The 16,260-nt window shown below is 75.0% G+C and carries 12 protein-coding genes; 7 read left to right on the top strand and 5 right to left on the bottom strand.

The window, feature by feature from the left end; all coding sequences use genetic code 11:
* Nucleotides 1-123: 123 nt before the first annotated feature.
* The 7 genes from nirB to VGL20_10780 all read left to right on the top strand — a co-directional run bounded on the left by nirB (nt 124) and on the right by VGL20_10780 (nt 10,245).
* A complete protein-coding gene (nirB, locus tag VGL20_10810; GenBank protein HEY2704170.1) occupies nt 124-2,649 on the top strand; it encodes a nitrite reductase large subunit NirB in 2,526 nt (841 codons plus the stop codon).
* Nucleotides 2,646-2,990 carry a Rieske 2Fe-2S domain-containing protein gene (locus VGL20_10805; GenBank protein HEY2704169.1) on the top strand — a complete coding sequence of 115 codons (345 nt, stop codon included), beginning with the start codon at nt 2,646-2,648 and terminating at the stop codon, nt 2,988-2,990. The genes nirB and VGL20_10805 overlap by 4 nt, the downstream gene beginning before the upstream one ends.
* A gap of 178 nt (nt 2,991-3,168) precedes the next feature.
* The gene (locus tag VGL20_10800; GenBank protein HEY2704168.1) at nt 3,169-4,056 is read left to right on the top strand and encodes a formate/nitrite transporter family protein; all 888 of its coding nucleotides are present in this window, start codon (nt 3,169-3,171) and stop codon (nt 4,054-4,056) included.
* A gap of 156 nt (nt 4,057-4,212) precedes the next feature.
* Nucleotides 4,213-5,820 carry a helix-turn-helix domain-containing protein gene (locus VGL20_10795; GenBank protein ID HEY2704167.1) on the top strand — a complete coding sequence of 536 codons (1,608 nt, stop codon included), beginning with the start codon at nt 4,213-4,215 and terminating at the stop codon, nt 5,818-5,820.
* A 243-nt stretch (nt 5,821-6,063) separates the two neighbouring features.
* Entirely contained in the window at nt 6,064-7,176 is a 1,113-nt protein-coding gene (locus VGL20_10790; protein ID HEY2704166.1) for a hypothetical protein, read from the top strand.
* Nucleotides 7,173-7,997: an alpha-L-glutamate ligase gene (locus tag VGL20_10785; protein HEY2704165.1), complete on the top strand. Its 825-nt coding sequence runs from the start codon at nt 7,173-7,175 to the stop codon at nt 7,995-7,997. The genes VGL20_10790 and VGL20_10785 overlap by 4 nt, the downstream gene beginning before the upstream one ends.
* A 22-nt stretch (nt 7,998-8,019) precedes the next feature.
* Nucleotides 8,020-10,245 (top strand): ABC transporter ATP-binding protein, encoded by a 2,226-nt coding sequence (locus VGL20_10780; GenBank protein HEY2704164.1) that lies wholly within the window; start codon nt 8,020-8,022, stop codon nt 10,243-10,245.
* Between the two features lie 4 nt (nt 10,246-10,249).
* Here the strand turns inward: VGL20_10780 and VGL20_10775 are convergent, their stop codons facing one another.
* From VGL20_10775 to VGL20_10755, 5 genes are read right to left on the bottom strand one after another with little or no spacing between them, the layout of a single operon-like run.
* On the bottom strand, nt 10,250-11,554 hold the full coding sequence (locus VGL20_10775; protein ID HEY2704163.1) for a phosphotransferase: 1,305 nt from the start codon (nt 11,552-11,554) through the stop codon (nt 10,250-10,252).
* Nucleotides 11,551-12,789 carry a glycosyltransferase gene (locus tag VGL20_10770; protein ID HEY2704162.1) on the bottom strand — a complete coding sequence of 413 codons (1,239 nt, stop codon included), beginning with the start codon at nt 12,787-12,789 and terminating at the stop codon, nt 11,551-11,553. The genes VGL20_10775 and VGL20_10770 overlap by 4 nt, the downstream gene beginning before the upstream one ends.
* Complete coding sequence (locus VGL20_10765) at nt 12,777-13,745, bottom strand: phosphotransferase (GenBank protein ID HEY2704161.1); 969 nt, start codon at nt 13,743-13,745, stop codon at nt 12,777-12,779. The genes VGL20_10770 and VGL20_10765 overlap by 13 nt, the downstream gene beginning before the upstream one ends.
* Nucleotides 13,742-14,950: a phosphotransferase gene (locus VGL20_10760; protein ID HEY2704160.1), complete on the bottom strand. Its 1,209-nt coding sequence runs from the start codon at nt 14,948-14,950 to the stop codon at nt 13,742-13,744. Before VGL20_10760 ends, VGL20_10765 begins: the two co-directional genes overlap by 4 nt.
* Entirely contained in the window at nt 14,947-16,233 is a 1,287-nt protein-coding gene (locus VGL20_10755; protein ID HEY2704159.1) for an aminoglycoside phosphotransferase family protein, read from the bottom strand. The genes VGL20_10760 and VGL20_10755 overlap by 4 nt, the downstream gene beginning before the upstream one ends.
* Nucleotides 16,234-16,260: the final 27 nt, after the last annotated feature.

Genomic DNA, 16,260 nt, shown 5'->3' with positions numbered 1-16,260 from the left:
GGTCGGGTCGGTCTTTGACATCGTCCCGGCCGGGACGCCCTCCCCCGGTGGGACGTCCGGTGACGCGTGCTCCCCCCACGCATACGGTGGACGGCGTCGGTCATTGCAGGAGGTGGTCTCACCATGGGCGGAACTCGGCGCCGTCTCGTCGTCATCGGCAACGGCATGGTCGCCGCCACCCTCCTCGAGGAGCTGGCCGGCGCTGACGGGGAGAGCTTCGAGGTCACCGTCTTCGGCGCCGAGCCGCACCCGGCCTACGACCGGATCAAGCTGAGCACCGTGCTCGCCGGCACCTGCGAGCCCGAGTCGCTCACGATGCTGGACGAGGACTGGTACACCGACCACGGGGTCACCCTGCACGCCGGCTGCGAGGTGGTCGCCCTCGATCGCGAGCGGCGGTTGGTCCGCGACGCCACCGGTCGCGAGACTCCCTACGACGTCTGCGTGCTGGCGACCGGCTCCGACCCGGTCATGCCCCCGATCGAGGGCCGCCACCGTGGCGGCGTCCACACCTTCCGCACCCTCCGCGACGTCGACGACATCATCGAGGGCGGGACGAGGTCGCAGGGCGCGGTGGTCATCGGCGGCGGGCTGCTCGGCCTCGAGGCCGCCTACGGGCTCCGTCAGCGCGGCGTCGAGGTGAGCGTGATCCACCTCATGGACCGGCTGATGGAGCGGCAGCTCGACGGCGTGGGCGCCCGGGTGCTCCGCCACAAGCTGGAGCAGATGGGGATGCGGGTGGTGATGCCCGCGGAGACCGCCTCGATCATGGGCAACGGCCGGGTCGAGGCGATCGCGCTGCGCGACGGCCGGGTCCTCGACGCCGACCTGGTCGTGGTCGCCTGCGGCATCCGCCCGTCGACCGCCCTGGCCCGCGAGTCCGGGCTCACCGTGGGCCGCGGCATCGCCGTCGACGACCAGCTCCGCACCAGCGACCCGAACGTGTTCGCGGTCGGCGAGTGCACCGAGCACCGCGGGCTGCTCTACGGCATCGTCGCCCCCCTCAACCTCCAGGCCCGGGTGCTCGCCGCCCACCTCCGCGGCGACGTGACCGCGGCCTTCCTCGGCGGCATCCCGGCCACCACCCTGAAGGTCGCCGGCGTCGAGGTGTTCAGCGCCGGCGCCGTCGACGCCGACGAGCTCGACGACCTGCTCACCCTCGAGGACACCGCCGCCGGGGTCTACAAGCGGGTGCTGCTCCGCGACGACCAGCTCCGCGGCGCCATCCTGGTCGGCGACCTCAGCACCGCCCCCCAGATCACCGCGGTGATCGCCGGCGGCTCGACCCTGAACGGCAACCGGCTCTCGCTGGTCGCCGCGCCCACCGGCGAGCCGCCCACCAGCGTCGCCGCCGGCCTCGCCGACGAGGCGGTGGTCTGCGGCTGCAACGGGGTCACCAAGGCGGCGATCGTCGGCGCGATCCGCGGTCAGGGCTGCACCACCCGGGCCGAGGTGACCAGGTGCACCCGGGCGGCGGGCTCCTGCGGCTCCTGCGGCTCGATCGTCGACGCCCTGCTCGCCGGCTGCGGGGTGGAGGCCTCGGCGTCCTCCGCCGAGCCTCACGTCTGCGCCTGCGTGCCCCTCGGGCTGCACGCGCTGCGCGCCGAGATCTGGGCGCAGAACCTGCGCTCGGTGCAGGCGGTGCTCGAGACCCTCGGCAACGGCACCGGCTGCGCCAAGTGCAAGATCGCGCTCTCGTACCACCTCGACGCGTGGTGGTGCGGCGACTACGAGGAGGACCGCAGCGCCCGCTTCATCAACGACCGGGTGCACGCGAACATCCAGCGCGACGGCACCTTCTCCGTGGTCCCACGGATGTTCGGCGGCATCACCACCCCGGCCGAGCTGCGACGGATCGCGGACGTGGCCGACCGCTACGCCGTGCCCATGGTCAAGGTCACCGGCGGCCAGCGCCTCGACCTGCTGGGGGTTCGCAAGGAGGACCTCCCCGCGATCTGGCGGGACCTCGGGATCGTCTCCGGCCACGCCTACGGCAAGGCGGTGCGCACCGTGAAGACCTGCGTCGGCACCGACTTCTGCCGCTTCGGGGTCGGTGACTCGACCGCGCTGGGGATCGCATTCGAGCGGATGATCTGGGGGCTCTACACCCCCCACAAACTGAAGAGCGGTGTCACCGGCTGCCCCCGCAACTGCGCCGAGGTGACCGTCAAGGACGTCGGCCTGGTGGGCATCGCCACCGGCTGGGAGGTCTACGTCGGCGGCGCCGCCGGGATGTCGGTGCGCAAGGGCGACCTCCTCTCCACGGTGGCGACCCCGGAGGAGGCGCTGCGCCACGTCGCCCTCTTCGTGCAGCACTACCGCGAGGAGGCGCGCTACCTGGAGCGCACCTACCACTACCTCCAGCGGGTCGGCGTCGAGGCGGTCCGCGCCGCCACCATCGATGCTCCTGCGGCGGAGCAGGAGGCGCTGCTGGCGCGCTTCGCCCGGGCCAAGTCGAGGGTTCGCGAGCCCTGGTCGACGGAGGGCGCGGTGCCGCGCACCCCGCTGCAGTTCGGCGCCCTTCCCGCCGCCGGGGCGCCCGAGGAGCGCGAGCTGGTCGGCCGTGCCGCCACCCCCGCCCACCGCTCGCTCGAGGCGATGGACCGCGGCGACGCGATGCTCGCCGCCGCCGGGGTGGGCGTGCAGTGATCAGCCCCAACCCGACCCGCGTGCGCCTGGGCGCCCTCGAGGACCTGCCCCCGCGCGAGGGCAGGGCGGTGACCGTGGACGGCGAGCGGATCGCCGTCTTCCGCTGCGACGGCGGGGTGCGGGCGGTGTCCAACGCCTGCCCCCACGCCGGCGGCCCGCTCGCCGACGGCGTGGTCGCCGGCGACACCGTCACCTGCCCGCTGCACATGCGCGTCGTCGACCTGCGCACCGGCGAGGTCACCGACTGCGCCGATCGGGTGCGTGTCCACGACGTCGTGGTCGAGGGCGGCGTCATCTACCTGGTGGCGCCCGAGCCCGGGAGGCCGGCGCACGAGGCGTAGCCCGCCCGCGCACAACCCGGCGGCCGCCGCGTCTGTGCGCACCGGACGGGAGCTCGTCGGCCTCCGTCGTTTGTCCAGGGCGGCGGTGCACGGGCTGTGGCGGCGTCTGGTGACCCCGCCACATCCGCCTCGCTAGCCTGACAGCTGCGTGTGTCAGCAATCAGGCGGGAGGCGTGTCATGCCCATTCCCATTCCCGAGGCGGTCGACGAGAACGCGGCGCTGGCCCGAGCGAAGGGCGATCAGCTGCGCAAGCGGCCGATCGCCTACCTGCTCAGCGCCGTCCTCGCCGGCGGTTTCATCGGGGTCGGCGTCGTGCTCCTGGCCGCGGCCGTGGGGCCGCTGCTGGTGGGGGGCTCGATCGCCGTCAAGCTCACCTCCGGCGCGATCTTCGGCGTCGCCCTGACCCTCGTGGTGTTCGCAGGCACGAGCCTGTTCACCGGCGAGGTCATGTTCATGATCCAGGGGCTGGTCGCCGGCACCTGCAAGGTCTATGAGCTGGTCGCGGTCTGGATCGCCGCCCTGGTCGGCAACTTCATCGGCTCGTTCGCCTTCTCCTGGATGGTCTACCAGAGCGGGGTGCTCGCCACCAGGCCGAAGCCGGGCGCGGTCGCCCCGGGCTTCGCCTGGGTCACCTCGACGGTGGCCGGAAAGATCGCCGCCACCAACGGGCAGCTCTTCTGGCGCGCGGTGCTCTGCAACATGCTGGTCTGCCTGGCGCTCTGGATGGCGTCGCGGACCAAGAGCGATCCCGCCAAGCTGGTGCTGATCTGGTGGGCGCTCTTCGCCTTCATCGCCGCCGGGTTCGAGCACTCGATCGTCAACATGACCGCGTTCAGCCTGGCGATCCTCAACCACACCGCCGACTGGTCCCAGCTCGGCCGCAACCTGGCGCTCACCGTCCCCGGCAACATCGTCGGCGGCGGGATCATCGTGGGGCTCGCGTACGCCTACCTGGGGCGGACCAGGTCCGCGACGGTGAGCCTCGCCGGAGAGGCTGCGCCGCCGACCCAGGCCCCGGCGCCCGAGCCCGCCTACGCCGGCTCGAGCTGGTCGGGGGCCCGCTGACCGTCGTCTCCTGAAGCCTGGGGGCCCGGGTCGCACGGCGCGACCCGGGCCTCGCCGGGCTCGGACCGGCCGGTCCGGACGCACAACTCGCCGGGCGGCGGGCTTGTGCGTGAGCGTGCATGCCAGCTCCGACCCTGGGACCCTACGCTCACCCCTGTGAGTGAGCCTGGGAGCCGGTTCGGGCAGGCGACCCTCTGCCCGCCGGTGGCCTCCGTGGCCCACTGCCTGCGTCTGCCCGCCCTGCGGGAGGGCGAGGTGCTCAGCGGGCACGAGGGTCTCGGTGCCTCGGTCCGCTGGGTCTCGACCGCGGCGCTGACCCGGGGGTGTGCCCCCGGCGAGTTCCGCCTCCTCGCCCGCCTGCTCGGCGGCGAGGCGGTGCATGCCGCCCGCGACGGCGGTGCGGCGGCGCTGGCCGCCCCGCTGGTGTCGCCGGAGGCGGTGGCCGCGGGTGGCGTGCTCGGCCTGCCGGTGATCGGCCTCGCGCCCGGCATCGACCTCGACGAGGTGGCCGGGGCCCTGCTCGACTTCGTCATCGGCTCGCTCGACGGCGCCCTCACCCGCCTCGGCGAGGTGACCGCCCGGCTGGCCGGCACCGCCTCGAACGACCTGCGCATCCAGACCGTGGCCGACACCCTGGCCGGCGCCACCGGCACCGCGGTGCTGGTCGAGGACGCCGAGTTCCACATGCTCTGCTCCGCCGGCGACGCCGTCATCGACGACAACCGCCAGGAGACCATCCGCGCGGGCGGCACCCCGCCGGGCTTCCGGGCCTCGCCGGAGATGCGCGCGTGCTACGCCGAGATGGCGAGGACGGGCCTTCCGGTGCGCCTCCAGCCGGATCCGTCGATCGGGGTGATGCTGCCCCGGCTGGTGGCACCGGTGGTCGCCGCCGGCGAGCTGCTCGGCTACTGCAACGTCATCCTCCCCGACGACGACCTCGGCCAGCAGGTGACGGCGGTCGCCCTCGAGCAGGCCGCCCACCTCTTCGCCCTCGCCCTCGTCCACCAGCGTGCCCGCGACCTCGGCGGGCGGATGGCGCGGGTGGGGGTGCTGGTCGACGTGCTCGACGGCCGCATCCCCACCGAGCTGCTCCGGGCCCGGGCCGACCAGGTCGGCGTCGACCTCTCCGGCACCCACACCGTCGCCCTCTTCGGCGGCCCCGCCGAGCAGCGGTCCGACGCCTGGCTCCGGCACGCGCAGGGCCTGCTCCCGCCCCGCTCCGGGGAGCTGGCCGACGTGATCGCGGGCACGGTGGTGGCGCTGCTCGGCGGCCCCGACCGCGATCGGGGGGTGCGCTGGCTCACCGATCTCCGAGCCGCATGCGGCGGCGGCAGCGCGGTGCTCGGCCGCTCCGCCGACGCCGCGGGGGTGTCCGGCGCCTACCGCGAGGCTCGCCGCACCTTCGACCTGGTGGCGCGCTCGGGCGGCGCCCAGAGCGGCGTCGTCGACGTCGAGGACCTCGGCCTCCTCGGCATGCTCATCGAGGCCTCGGCCGACGGCAGCATCGACCGCTTCTGGCGGCACCGCCTGGGGCCGCTCCGCGAGTACGACGCCCGCGAGGGCACCGACCTCTGCGGCTCGGTGGCCGCCTTCCTCGAGGAGGGCGGGCTCCGCCGCGCCGCCCGCCGGCTCGGCGTCCACGCCAACTCGCTCGCCTACCGGCTGAAGCGCGCCGAGGAGATCGGCGGCTTCTCGCTGAGCAGCTCCGACGCCCGCCTCGAGCTCCAGATGGCGCTGCGGTGCCGGAGGCTGCTCGGTCCCTGACCCGGAGCGGCCGGCAGTGCAAGGGTCGGCCTGCCCCAATCGTTGATAGGGCATTCGCGGCTCCCCAGCAGGTCCCGCGAGCACAGTCCTCTGGGCTGTGGCGATTGAAGGATTCGGCCTTCGGTGGAGATGGGATCGGTTGCGCCGTCGGGCGACTCGGGTTAAGGTTGCATTAAGGCTCTCGGGGGCGGCGGCGGTGGGCCGGGGCTGATGGATCCAACAGGGAAGGGGACGGGACACTGGATGCGCAGCCCAGGATTCGGACGCTCGCGAACACTGCTGCTGACCCTGCTCGCGGCCACGCTGGCCGGCGGCTGCGGCTTCCAGGAGCCGGCGCTCCAGCCCATCACCCGTGAGTCGCTGACCCGGGTGGAGATCCCGCCGATCCACAGCCTCACCGCATCGCTCGACGAGATGGCCGTCGACCCCACCACCCAGACCCTCTACGTCGCCGAGCAGACCGATGCCAACCACCAGGGCATCGACGTCTTCGACATCTCCGCCTCGCCGGGCCGCTACGTGAAGACCATCAGGACCGGCACGACCTTCCCGAACGGGATGGTGCTCGCCGCCGACGTGAGGCGCCTCTACACCGGCAACGACGACGGCACCGTCGGGGTGGTCGACCTCGACCCCAGCTCGCCCACCTACCAGACGATGGTGACCAGCGTCCCCACCGGCGGCAGGCTCGCCGCCGACCTCATCACCTACGACACCCGCGACCACAGGGTGTACGTCGCCAATCCCGACGACGGTTTCCTCACCGCCGTCGACACCCGCACCAACAGGATCGTGGGCAGGGTCGACGGCCTCGGCCTGATCGCCCAGCCGCGCTACGACTCCGCGGACGGGATGATCTACGTCGGCGCGATCGACGACAACCTGATCATCCAGATCGACCCGCGCACCAACACGGTGGTGCGCCGCCGCAGCATCGACGTCCCCTGCATCCCCCACGGCATCGCCATCAACCCCACCACCAACCAGGGGATCATCGGCTGCGCCGACAAGGACGAGCCGGTGACCGTCGCCTGGGACTTCAAGCGCTTCGCGCCGATCCGCACCTTCGACCTCGCCGGCGCCGGCGACCTGGTCGTCTACGAGCCCACCACCGACCACTTCTACTTCGCGGCCTCGAGCTTCGCGCCCGCGGAGATGGCGATCTTCAGCGGCTCGCCGATCAGCTACCTCACCTCGGTGCCCACCAGCCACAAGAGCCACGTGGTCGCCTACGACACCGTCCACCACATGATCTACACCTACGACGGACGGCTGCGGGAGGCCGCGCTCTGGGTGTTCCCCGACCCGACCGCGTTCTGCGACGCCCAGCTCAAGCACTGCAGGGTGCCCGCATGAGGATCACCCTGATCACCGACCGGCCCGAGCACCCGGTGCTGGCGGCGATGCTCGACGAGCTGGACGCCCGCCATCAGGTCGCCGTGATCAGCGCCGAGGGCGCCGACCCCGCCGCGCTGGCGGCGCAGGAGGCACGCGCCCTCGCCGGCGTGTACCTGCTCGAGTCGCACTCCCCCGCGGCCCTCGACCTCGCCGGGCGGCTCGAGGTCTGCGGCGGCACGGTGGTGAACGGCTCGGCGGCGACCCGTGCCTGCCAGGACCGGGTGCTGATGGCCCGGCGGCTGACCGCGGCCGGTCTGCCCTGCCCGCGCACCTGGAGCGTCCCCACCCTGGGGCGGGCGCGGCGACTGCTCGCCGCGCTGCACTTCCCGCTGGTCGTCAAGAGCAGGTTCAGCCGTCCCGGCGACCTGGTCACCCAGGTGCGGAGCGCCGACGAGATGGAGGCGCTGATGCCGCGGTGGGGCGGCGAGCCCGTGATCCTCCAGCAGTACGAGGACAACGACGGCTGGGACGTGAAGCTCTGGGTGGTCGGCGGCCACGCCTTCGCCGCCCGCCGGCCCACCCCGCTGCTCGCCGGCGCCAGCCGGGAGAGCGTCCCCATCGTCGACGGCGAGCTCTCGCCCGCCTGGGTCGGGGCCACGCTGCGGGCCGGCCGCGAGTTCGACCTCAGCCTCTACGGCGTCGACCTGCTGGTGACCGCCCGCGGCCCCGCGATCGTCGATGTCAACGCGTTCCCGGGGTATCGCGGCGTGCCCGGCGCCGCAGCCGCCCTCGCGGCCTTCATCGAGGGACTGTCGATGGAGGCCAGCGCCACCGCATGACCGATCAGGGCGTGGCCTAGCCATGTGGCGCTTCCTCTACCGCAACCTCCGTGGCTACCGGGCGGTGGTCGCCGTCGCCGTCTCCATGACCTTCGTGCAGGTCGGCGCCGACATCCTCACCGCCTTCCCGCTGAAGTTCATCCTCGACAAGATCGTCCACCACGCCGACCCGGCGGTGCCGCTGATGGGCGGCCTGATCTCGAAGCTCGACCCGATCGGCACCCGCAACGGCCTCAACGACAGCGAGATCCACACCCAGATGGGGGTGGTCGCGTTCTCGACGCTGATGCTGCTGGCGCTCTCGCTGATCAGCGCGCTGCTCTCGTACATCCAGGTGCTGATCGCCGCCCGGGTGGGCTCGAGCCTGTCGGCGCGGCTGCGCACCCGGCTCTTCGAGCACCTCCAGCGCCTCTCGCTCGACTGGCACGGGCGGCAGCGCACCGGCGACCTGGTGCAGCGCATCACCGGCAACATCCTGGACGTCGAGAAGCTGGTCACCGACGGCCTCGTCGACCTGCTCGCCGGGGTGCTGACCCTGGTCGGCATCCTCATCGTCATGGTGCTGCTCAACTGGCAGTTCACCGTCCTCTGCATGGTCATCGTGCCGGCGCTCTTCCTCACCGTGCTGCGCTACACGCTGGCGATCAAGCGGGCCAACAAGGTGAAGGCCAAGGCCGCGGGGCAGGTCGCCGAGGTGGCCACCGAGGACATCGGTGCGATCACCGAGGTGAAGGCGTTCACCCTCGAGGACCGAGAGGCCGCCCACTTCCGCCGCTACAGCACCCGGCTGTGGGCGGCGAGCTGGAGGGCGGGACGGCTGCAGGCGGAGTTCACCCCGATCGTGGCGGTGCTGATCGCGATCAGCTCGGCGACGATCATCAGCGTCGGCGGCTGGATCGCCTCGGGGCACGGCCACACCTTCGGGATCGGGCCCTTCCTCATCGCCGACGGCACCCTGACCACGGGCTCGCTGACCATCTTCCTCACCTATTCGAAGCAGCTCTACCAGCCGATGCGCAACCTCTCGAAGCTGATGAACCTGGCCTCCGGCGCCTCCGCCGGCGCGGCGCGCATCGAGGAGGTGCTCGGCCAGGCGCCGGAGATCAAGGATGCGCCGGTCGCCTACACCGGCCCCGACCGGGTCCGGGGCGACATCATCTTCCGCGACGTGGTCTTCGGCTACAGCGAGGGCCAGCCGGTGCTCACCGGCATCGACCTGCGCGTGCCCCCGGGTCGCAGGGTCGCCCTGGTCGGCCTCAGCGGCAGCGGCAAGACCACCCTGGTGAAGCTGATCCCGCGCTTCTACGAGGTCTGGAGCGGCGCCATCACCATCGACGGCGTCGACGCGCGCAACTACCCGCTGGAGACGCTGCGGCGCAACGTCAGCCTGGTGCTCCAGGACTCGGTGCTCTTCGAGGGCACCATCCGCGAGAACATCGCGCTCGGCCGGGAGGACGCCTCCGACGAGGAGATCATCACCGCCGCGCGTCTCGCCCACATCCACGAGCAGATCGCCGCCCTGCCCAACGGCTACGCCTCGCAGGTGCGCGAGCAGGGCAAGAACTTCTCCAGCGGCCAGCGGCAGCGGCTCGCCATCGCCCGCGCCATCCTCCGCGACGCCCCCATCCTCATCCTCGACGAGCCCACCGCCAACCTCGACGTCGAGGCCGAGGCGGAGGTGATGCGGGCGATCGACCGGCTGGTGGTGGGTCGCACCGTGCTGATGATCTCCCACCGCCTCAGCACCCTCGGGAACGTCGACGAGATCGTGGTGCTGCAGAGGGGCCGGATCGTCGAGCGCGGGAGCTACACCTCGCTCAAGCGGGCCGGCGGCGTCTTCGCCGGGATGCTCGAGGAGCAGAGCCGGTACAGCGCCGAGCGCCTCGAACAGGGCCGGGGCCGGCTGGTGGTGGCGGCGCCGGCCCTGGCCCGGGCCGTGATCGACGCGCCCCGGCCGCCGGTGCCGGCGCCGCCCTCGCCGGACGACCAGCTCGACTCCATCCTCGGCGACCTCCGCGCCACCCTCGACCTGGCCTTCCGCCCGGGCAACGGCCACGGGAGCGGCAGGGGCAACGGTCACGGGAACGGCAGGGGCAGGGGGAACGGGAACGGGCACGGCGGCGACGACGGCCAGACCGCGGCGCGGGGCCGGCGCGGCGTGGGGCGGATCGCCGCCGAGGTCGCCGACGCCTTCAACGGTGAGGACGATCCGCCGGCCCGGATCCTTCGCGGCCGGCGTCAGCGCTGAGGGCTCAGAGCCGCCGCAGCCGCCCGTCGAGCACCTCGCAGGCGAGGAACAGCCGGGCGGTCTTGAGCGTCCGCCAGCTGTGCGCCGCCATCTGCACCAGGCTGGCGATCGCATAGGCCTCGACGCGCTCCGTCGCCACCTCGGCCCCGCCCGCGGCCGCATATGCGGCCAGCAGCCGCCCGGCGTGGCCGTCGCCGTCGGGGTCGCCCACCTTGGCCAGCCCCGTCCACAGGTAGGCGAGAAAGCGGCCGAGGTCGAAGGCCGGCTCGGCCTGGCAGACGCCGTCGAAGTCGATCACCCCGACCCCGCCGGGGTCGAGCAGCAGCTGCGAGGGAGTGAGGTCGCCGTGGGCGAGTGCCAGCGGCGCCTCCGGGCTGCGGCCGGCGGCGGCCCGTGCCCCCCGCAGCGCTCCCTCCAGCCATGCCGCCACCTCGGGAATGTAGACGGCGATCGCCGCCACCGCCGCCGCCGCCCGGGCGAGCTCGTCGCCGAGGGTGTGGGCGGGGCCGGCCGCGATCGCCGAGCTGTGCAGCGCCACCCCCACCCGGCCGGCGGCCCCCACCGCGGCCTCGCGGTCGGCGGCCACCCGCAGGTCGGGGCGGCGTCCCGGGACCCGTGAGATCAGGGTGAGGTCGAGCTCGGCGGAGCGGCCGAGGACCCGGGGGTGGGCGACCCCGCCCTCGCCGCCGCCAGGCAGCGCCTCCAGCACCGCGGTCACCAGCTCGGCGGAGGCGGCGTAGCCGGCCTTGCCGAAGACGTCGCCACCCCCGGCGCGGCGGTAGAGGAGCACCGCGCCGCCGGAGCGCCGGAGGCGGACCAGGTCGGCGGTCTCGACCGGCGAGCCCAGCACCGCGGCCACCCGAGCGGGGTCGGTGGCGGCCACCAGCGCGGGCACCTCCCCGGTCACCGGGAAGACGCTCACCGCCATCCCCAGCGTCTCCACGGCGGCGGTGGCCCGGGGGGCGGGGCACTGGGGCGCCCAGCCGGCCGCCACCGGGGCGAGCACCTCTCGCTCGTAGGCGGCGGCGGCACCCGGGGCGGGGAGCATCGTCCCGAGCACGAGCAGCTCGCGCCGGTCGCCGCCGGGATCGCGCACCCCCAGCCGGTACTGGAACGAGCAGGCGTCGCCGTCGAGCTCGGCCCGCGGCCGGCCGCAGACCTCGGCCTCGAAGCCGGTGCCGTCGAGCAGCGCACGCTGGAGGTGGGCGCCCATCGCCTCGGTGTCGAAGGCCTCGACGAGGTGGGGAAAGCGGTGGCGGAGGGGCACGCTCGGCAGCGGGTCGAAGGCCGCGCGGACGGGGCTGATCACGCGGCGCCGCTGCGGTGGTCGAAGAGCGCGGCGAGCCGGAGCGCGGCGGCCCTGCCATCGAAACGCAGGGCGCTGCGCGCCGCCGCCTCGCCGAGCCGCCGCCGCCGCCCGGCGTCGTCGAGCAGCTCCTCCAGGCCGGCGGCGATGGCGGCGACGTCGCCGGCGGGGGCGAGCAGGCCATCGGCGCCCCCGGTCACCAGCTCCGCGACCCCGCCCACCCGGGTGGCGAGCACCGGGATGCCGCAGGCCATCGCCTCGACGAGCACGTTGGGGACGCCGTCACGGTCGCCGTCGGCGGTCACCCGCGGGGTGAGCGCGACGAGGTCGGCTCGCTGGTACGCGCCGAGCAGCTCCGCCTGGGTCCGCGCCCCCAGGAAGCGCACCACCCCGGCGAGGCCGAGGCGGTCGCGCAGCGCCTCGAGCTCATCCCGGCAGGGGCCGTCGCCGTAGATCTCGCAGGCGAAGCGCCGCCCCCGGCCGGCGGCCACCGCGCAGGCGCGGAGCAGGTCGTCGAATCCCTTCTTCTCCACCAGCCGGCCCACCGAGACCAGCAGCGGCAGGTCGCGCTCGGGACGCTCCGGAAGGGGGCGGAACACACCCAGGTCGACGCCGTGGTAGACGAGCTCGACCGGGGGCCCGGCGGCGCCGACCACGGCGGCGATGTGGTCGGCGTTGGTGCGGCAGCAGGTGACCACCGCCGAGGCCTCGCGGACCCGTCCGCGAAGTGCCGCCCCGGGAATCTGGTAGAGGTCGCGGGCGTGGGCGGTGAAGCTGAAGGGCAGGCCGGTGAGGCGGTGCACGAGCAGCCCGATCAGCGCCGGGTCGTGGGCGAAGTGGGCGTGGATGTGGGTGTGGGGGGCGCCCGGCTCGGCGGCGAGGCGGGCGGCGACGAGCGCGGCGCGGTGGAAGGAGCGGGCGGCGCCGCCCTGGGTGTAGCCGCCCAGCAACCCGCGCCGGCTGAGCGCGAAACCGAGGGTGGCGAGGTAGCGGCCGGGCGAGCGCGCCGCCAGCCGGAGGTGGGCGCCGATCCCCGCCACCGGACCGGGGTCGAGGTGGTGCACCGCCGCCGCCAGCTCGGCGAGCTGAGGCTGCACCACGCTCTCGCCGGCTCGGGCCATGGCGAAGATCGTGATCCCCACCCCCAGCCGCTCCAGGGCCAGGACCTCGTTGAGGACGAAGGTCTGGGAGAGCCGCGGCCAGCTCCGCACCACGTAGGCCACCCTCACCCCGGGCACCGCAGCCCCTCCCCGAGGATCAGCCCCAGCTGCCGCTCGCGCTCGGCGCCGGCCGGCGCCGGGGCGGGTCCCCGTCCGCGGACCAGCTGGCGGGCGATCTTCAGGCAGGTGTACGCGTGGCACCAGCGGTGGCGCCGGTCGGGCGCGTACCCGGTGCGGGCGGCGTAGGCGTCGAGGAAGGCGGCCTCGAGCCCGCCGTCCGCCGTGCCCTCGCGCAGCTCGAGGAGGCGCAGGTTGGCGGCGAAGTGGGCGGCGTCGAAGGCGGGGTCGCCGGCGCGCGCCTCGTCGAGGTCGATCACCACCACGCCGGCCTCGCCGAAGCGGGTGTGCTGGTGGTGGAAGTCCTTGTGGAGCGGGGTGGCGGTCGCCAGGCGGAGGTCGCCGGCGAGGCCGTCGAGCCGCTCGAGCAGCCGCTCGACGGCGATGGCGGTGGAGGGATGGAGGGCCGCCACCTGCCGCCCCCAGCTGACCAGGTTGCGGCTCTCGCTGGCGAGGTCGAAGGTGCGGTCGAGCTCGAGGCCCGAGCCGTGCAGGGCGGCCAGCCACGCCGCCGCAGCCTCCACCCCGGCGACCCGCTCTGCGCCGCCGAGTGCGTCGAGGGTGCGGCCCGCCACGGCGGTCATCACCACCATGCCCAGCTCGGGGAGGTGGGCGACCGGACGGGGAGCGGCGATGCCGAGCTCCTCGAGGCGGCCGAGCAGCTCGTGGAGCCGGCCGGCGCGCCCCGGGTCGGCGTACACCTTGGCGATCAGCGCCGGGCCGGGGCCGGCGGCGCCGCCGGTGTCGTAGGCCACCACGGCGCGCCGCTCCGGCGCCACCGCCACCACCCGGGCGGCGAGCACCCGCAGCCCCGGGCCGGCGGGCTCGAGGAACGGCGCCAGCCGCCGCGACATCCGGTGGGGGTCGAGCGCCTCGGCGGCGCCCTGCACGAGCAGCGGGCCGCGGGAGCCGCTCATCCCGGGGTCCCGGCGGCGGCGCCGAGCCCGTCGAGCGCCGCCTCCACCAGCCGGGGGAGGTGCTCCCACTCGGCGACGGCGAGCTTCTGGAGGCAGCGCCCGGCGATCTTCAGCGACGAGGCCGCCTGGTGGAGCGCGATCCGGCCGGGGTCGACCGCCGCGCCCCACACCTCGGCGTGGCCCTCGAGCAGCGCGGCACGCACCCCGGCGAGCGAGGCCGCCGCGGCGGGCCGGCGGATCTCGCGCCAGTGGAGGTAGGCGAGCAGGTTGCCGAGGTCGCGGGCAGGCTCGGCCCAGCAGTACGAGTCGAGGTCGATGAGCGCGGGCCCGGCCTCGCCGAGGTGCACCTGGTCGAGGCGCAGCGCACCGTGGGCGGGGGCCGGTGGCTCACCGTCTCCGATCGCGGAGAGGCGGGCGGCGGCGTCGACCCAGGCCGCCGCGCTCGACGGCAGGGCGCTCTCGACGGCGGCGAGCAGCCCGCCGAGCGCGGCGGCGTCGCCGCTCAGGGTGCGGGTCTCGCCGGGCGGCCCGGAGCGGGAGTGGAGGCGGGCGAGCAGCCGTCCCGCGGCGCGCAGCTGCGCCGCCGCGCCCGGGGGCGGCGGGTCGGCGGCGAGGCTGCGCAGGCTGTGGCCGCCGGCGTCGGCCTGGGCGACCAGGCGCCATGCCGGGGCCACCCCGACCAGCGCCGGCGCGAGCTCGCCGCCGAGCGCCGTCGCGGCACCGGCCAGGATCTCGAAGACGCCCTCCGCGACCACCTTGGCGTAGACCGGGCCGGGCCCGGCGCCGAGCCGGTAGCGGAGCACGCAGCGGAGCCCCGGCCGGTAGCTCAACGGGACCACGGTGCAGGTGCCCACCGCGATCCCCAGCCGCTCCGCCAGCCAGTCCCGCATCCGCGCCGGGTCGGCGGCCGCGGCGAGCCCCTCGAGCCCGGGGTCATCCTCGTAGAGGCGGTGGCTGATCCCCTCCGGCCGCACCGTGACCACCCCGAGGGTGGGCACCGGCGACCGCGAGGTGGTGAGCAGGCACACCGCCTCGCATTCGACCCCGGGCGACCAGCGCCGGTGCTGGACGGTGCAGCCGCGGATCGCCGGGGGATCGCCCGGCGCCGGCCAGCGTCGCTGGAAGCGCAGGGCCACCGCATCCGGGTCGAGCGCGGCGCCCAGGCCGGGAAGCGCCGGGTCGAGCCCGGCGGGGAGCCGGGTCATCCGTCGACCGCGGCGGCGGCGGAGGCGAGCAGCGCGGCGGTGCGGGGGGCCCAGTCGGGGCGCCACAGCGGCACCCGCCGGGCCGCCATCCGCACCAGCAGCAGGGCGGCGTAGAGCCGTGCCCTGGCCACTCGCGGCTCCCCGCCGGCGTAGGCGGCGAGCACCGCCCGCTCGGCCCCGGCGGCGGCGGGCGAGCCCGTCACCGCCGCCCAGAAACGCAGGTCGGCGAGCATCTTGCCGAGGTCGTAGGCGGGGTCGCCGAGGGAGCAGCGATCGGTGTCGAGGACCTGGAGGCCCCCCGGGCCCCAGAGCAGGTGGTCCGCCTTCATGTCGCCGTGGAGGGTGGTGGCGGGCTCCTGCTCGAGCGCCGCGATCGCCCGCCAGGCGCGCTCCACGGTGGCCGCGGCGAGGGCGCCCAGGTCCGGCCGGAGCGCCGCCATCGCCTCGCAGGCGCGGCCGACGGTGCGCACCTCGGCGGCGAGCTCGCGACCGGGCAGGCTCGACGGCGGCGCCGGCGTCGCCGCGTGCACGGCGCGGAGCATCAGCCCCACCCGCTCGAGGTGGGCGGGGTCGGGGCGGCAGCCGGCGCCGAGGGAGCGCGAGAGCGCCGCGCCCGCGACCTCGCGGTAGACGAGGGCGTCGCCGTCGCCGAGCACGGCGGCGGGGCGGACGGCGTGGAGCCCCGGCACCCCCGACTCCTCGAGCAGCGCGGCGAGAACGCCCACCGCGCCCGCCACCGGCGCCCCCTCGCCGGGCCGGTAGAGCTTCACGAAGAGGCGGAGCCGCCGGGGGCCGAGATACTCGAGCACGTGGCGCTGCCCGGGGCGGTAGCGGAGCGGGCGGACGCCGCAGCCCGCCGCCGGCACCGCCTCCTCCCCGCACCGGGCCAGCGTCTCCGGCACCGAGGCGGGGTCGGAGAGCCGCGCCAGCGCGGGGAAGGCGGGGTCCAGCGGCGCCGCCAGGACGATCATGCCGGCGGCGCGGTCGACCGCCCAGAGGCGGGGCAGACGGGCGGGCAGGCCGGCGGCGCGCAGCGTCGCCTCGGCGGCGGCGGCGCGCTCCGCGGCCCCCTCGGGCACGCCGCCGGAGTGCCAGGTCACCACCACCGGCACCGGCCGGGGGTCGCCGGCGATGAGCACGTCGTGGTATGCGGTGAGCTTCCTGCCCGGCTTCAGCTGCGCCCGGCGCAGCCGGCAGCCGCGCACCGTGCCGGAGCCACCCGCCATCGAGTCCAGCAGCGCCCGCAGCGGGGCGCGGCCGGCGCCGAGGAGCAGACTCCGCACCGGGCGGTCGCCCCCGCGACCGGACAG

It is taken from the genome of Candidatus Dormiibacterota bacterium (assembly GCA_036495095.1).
Classification (GTDB): Bacteria; Chloroflexota; Dormibacteria; order Aeolococcales; family Aeolococcaceae; genus CF-96.
This window is presented reverse-complemented; position numbering and strand designations above follow the sequence as displayed.

Excerpts from the sequence above, each read along its gene's own strand:
- VGL20_10760 (HEY2704160.1), bottom strand. The coding sequence starts at position 14,950 with ATGACCCGGCTCCCCGCCGGGCTCGACCCGGCGCTTCCCGGCCTGGGC.
- VGL20_10790 (HEY2704166.1), top strand. The coding sequence starts at position 6,064 with ATGCGCAGCCCAGGATTCGGACGCTCGCGAACACTGCTGCTGACCCTG.
- VGL20_10765 (HEY2704161.1), bottom strand. The coding sequence starts at position 13,745 with ATGAGCGGCTCCCGCGGCCCGCTGCTCGTGCAGGGCGCCGCCGAGGCG.
- VGL20_10800 (HEY2704168.1), top strand. The coding sequence starts at position 3,169 with ATGCCCATTCCCATTCCCGAGGCGGTCGACGAGAACGCGGCGCTGGCC.
- VGL20_10780 (HEY2704164.1), top strand. The coding sequence starts at position 8,020 with ATGTGGCGCTTCCTCTACCGCAACCTCCGTGGCTACCGGGCGGTGGTC.
- nirB (HEY2704170.1), top strand. The coding sequence starts at position 124 with ATGGGCGGAACTCGGCGCCGTCTCGTCGTCATCGGCAACGGCATGGTC.
- VGL20_10785 (HEY2704165.1), top strand. The coding sequence starts at position 7,173 with ATGAGGATCACCCTGATCACCGACCGGCCCGAGCACCCGGTGCTGGCG.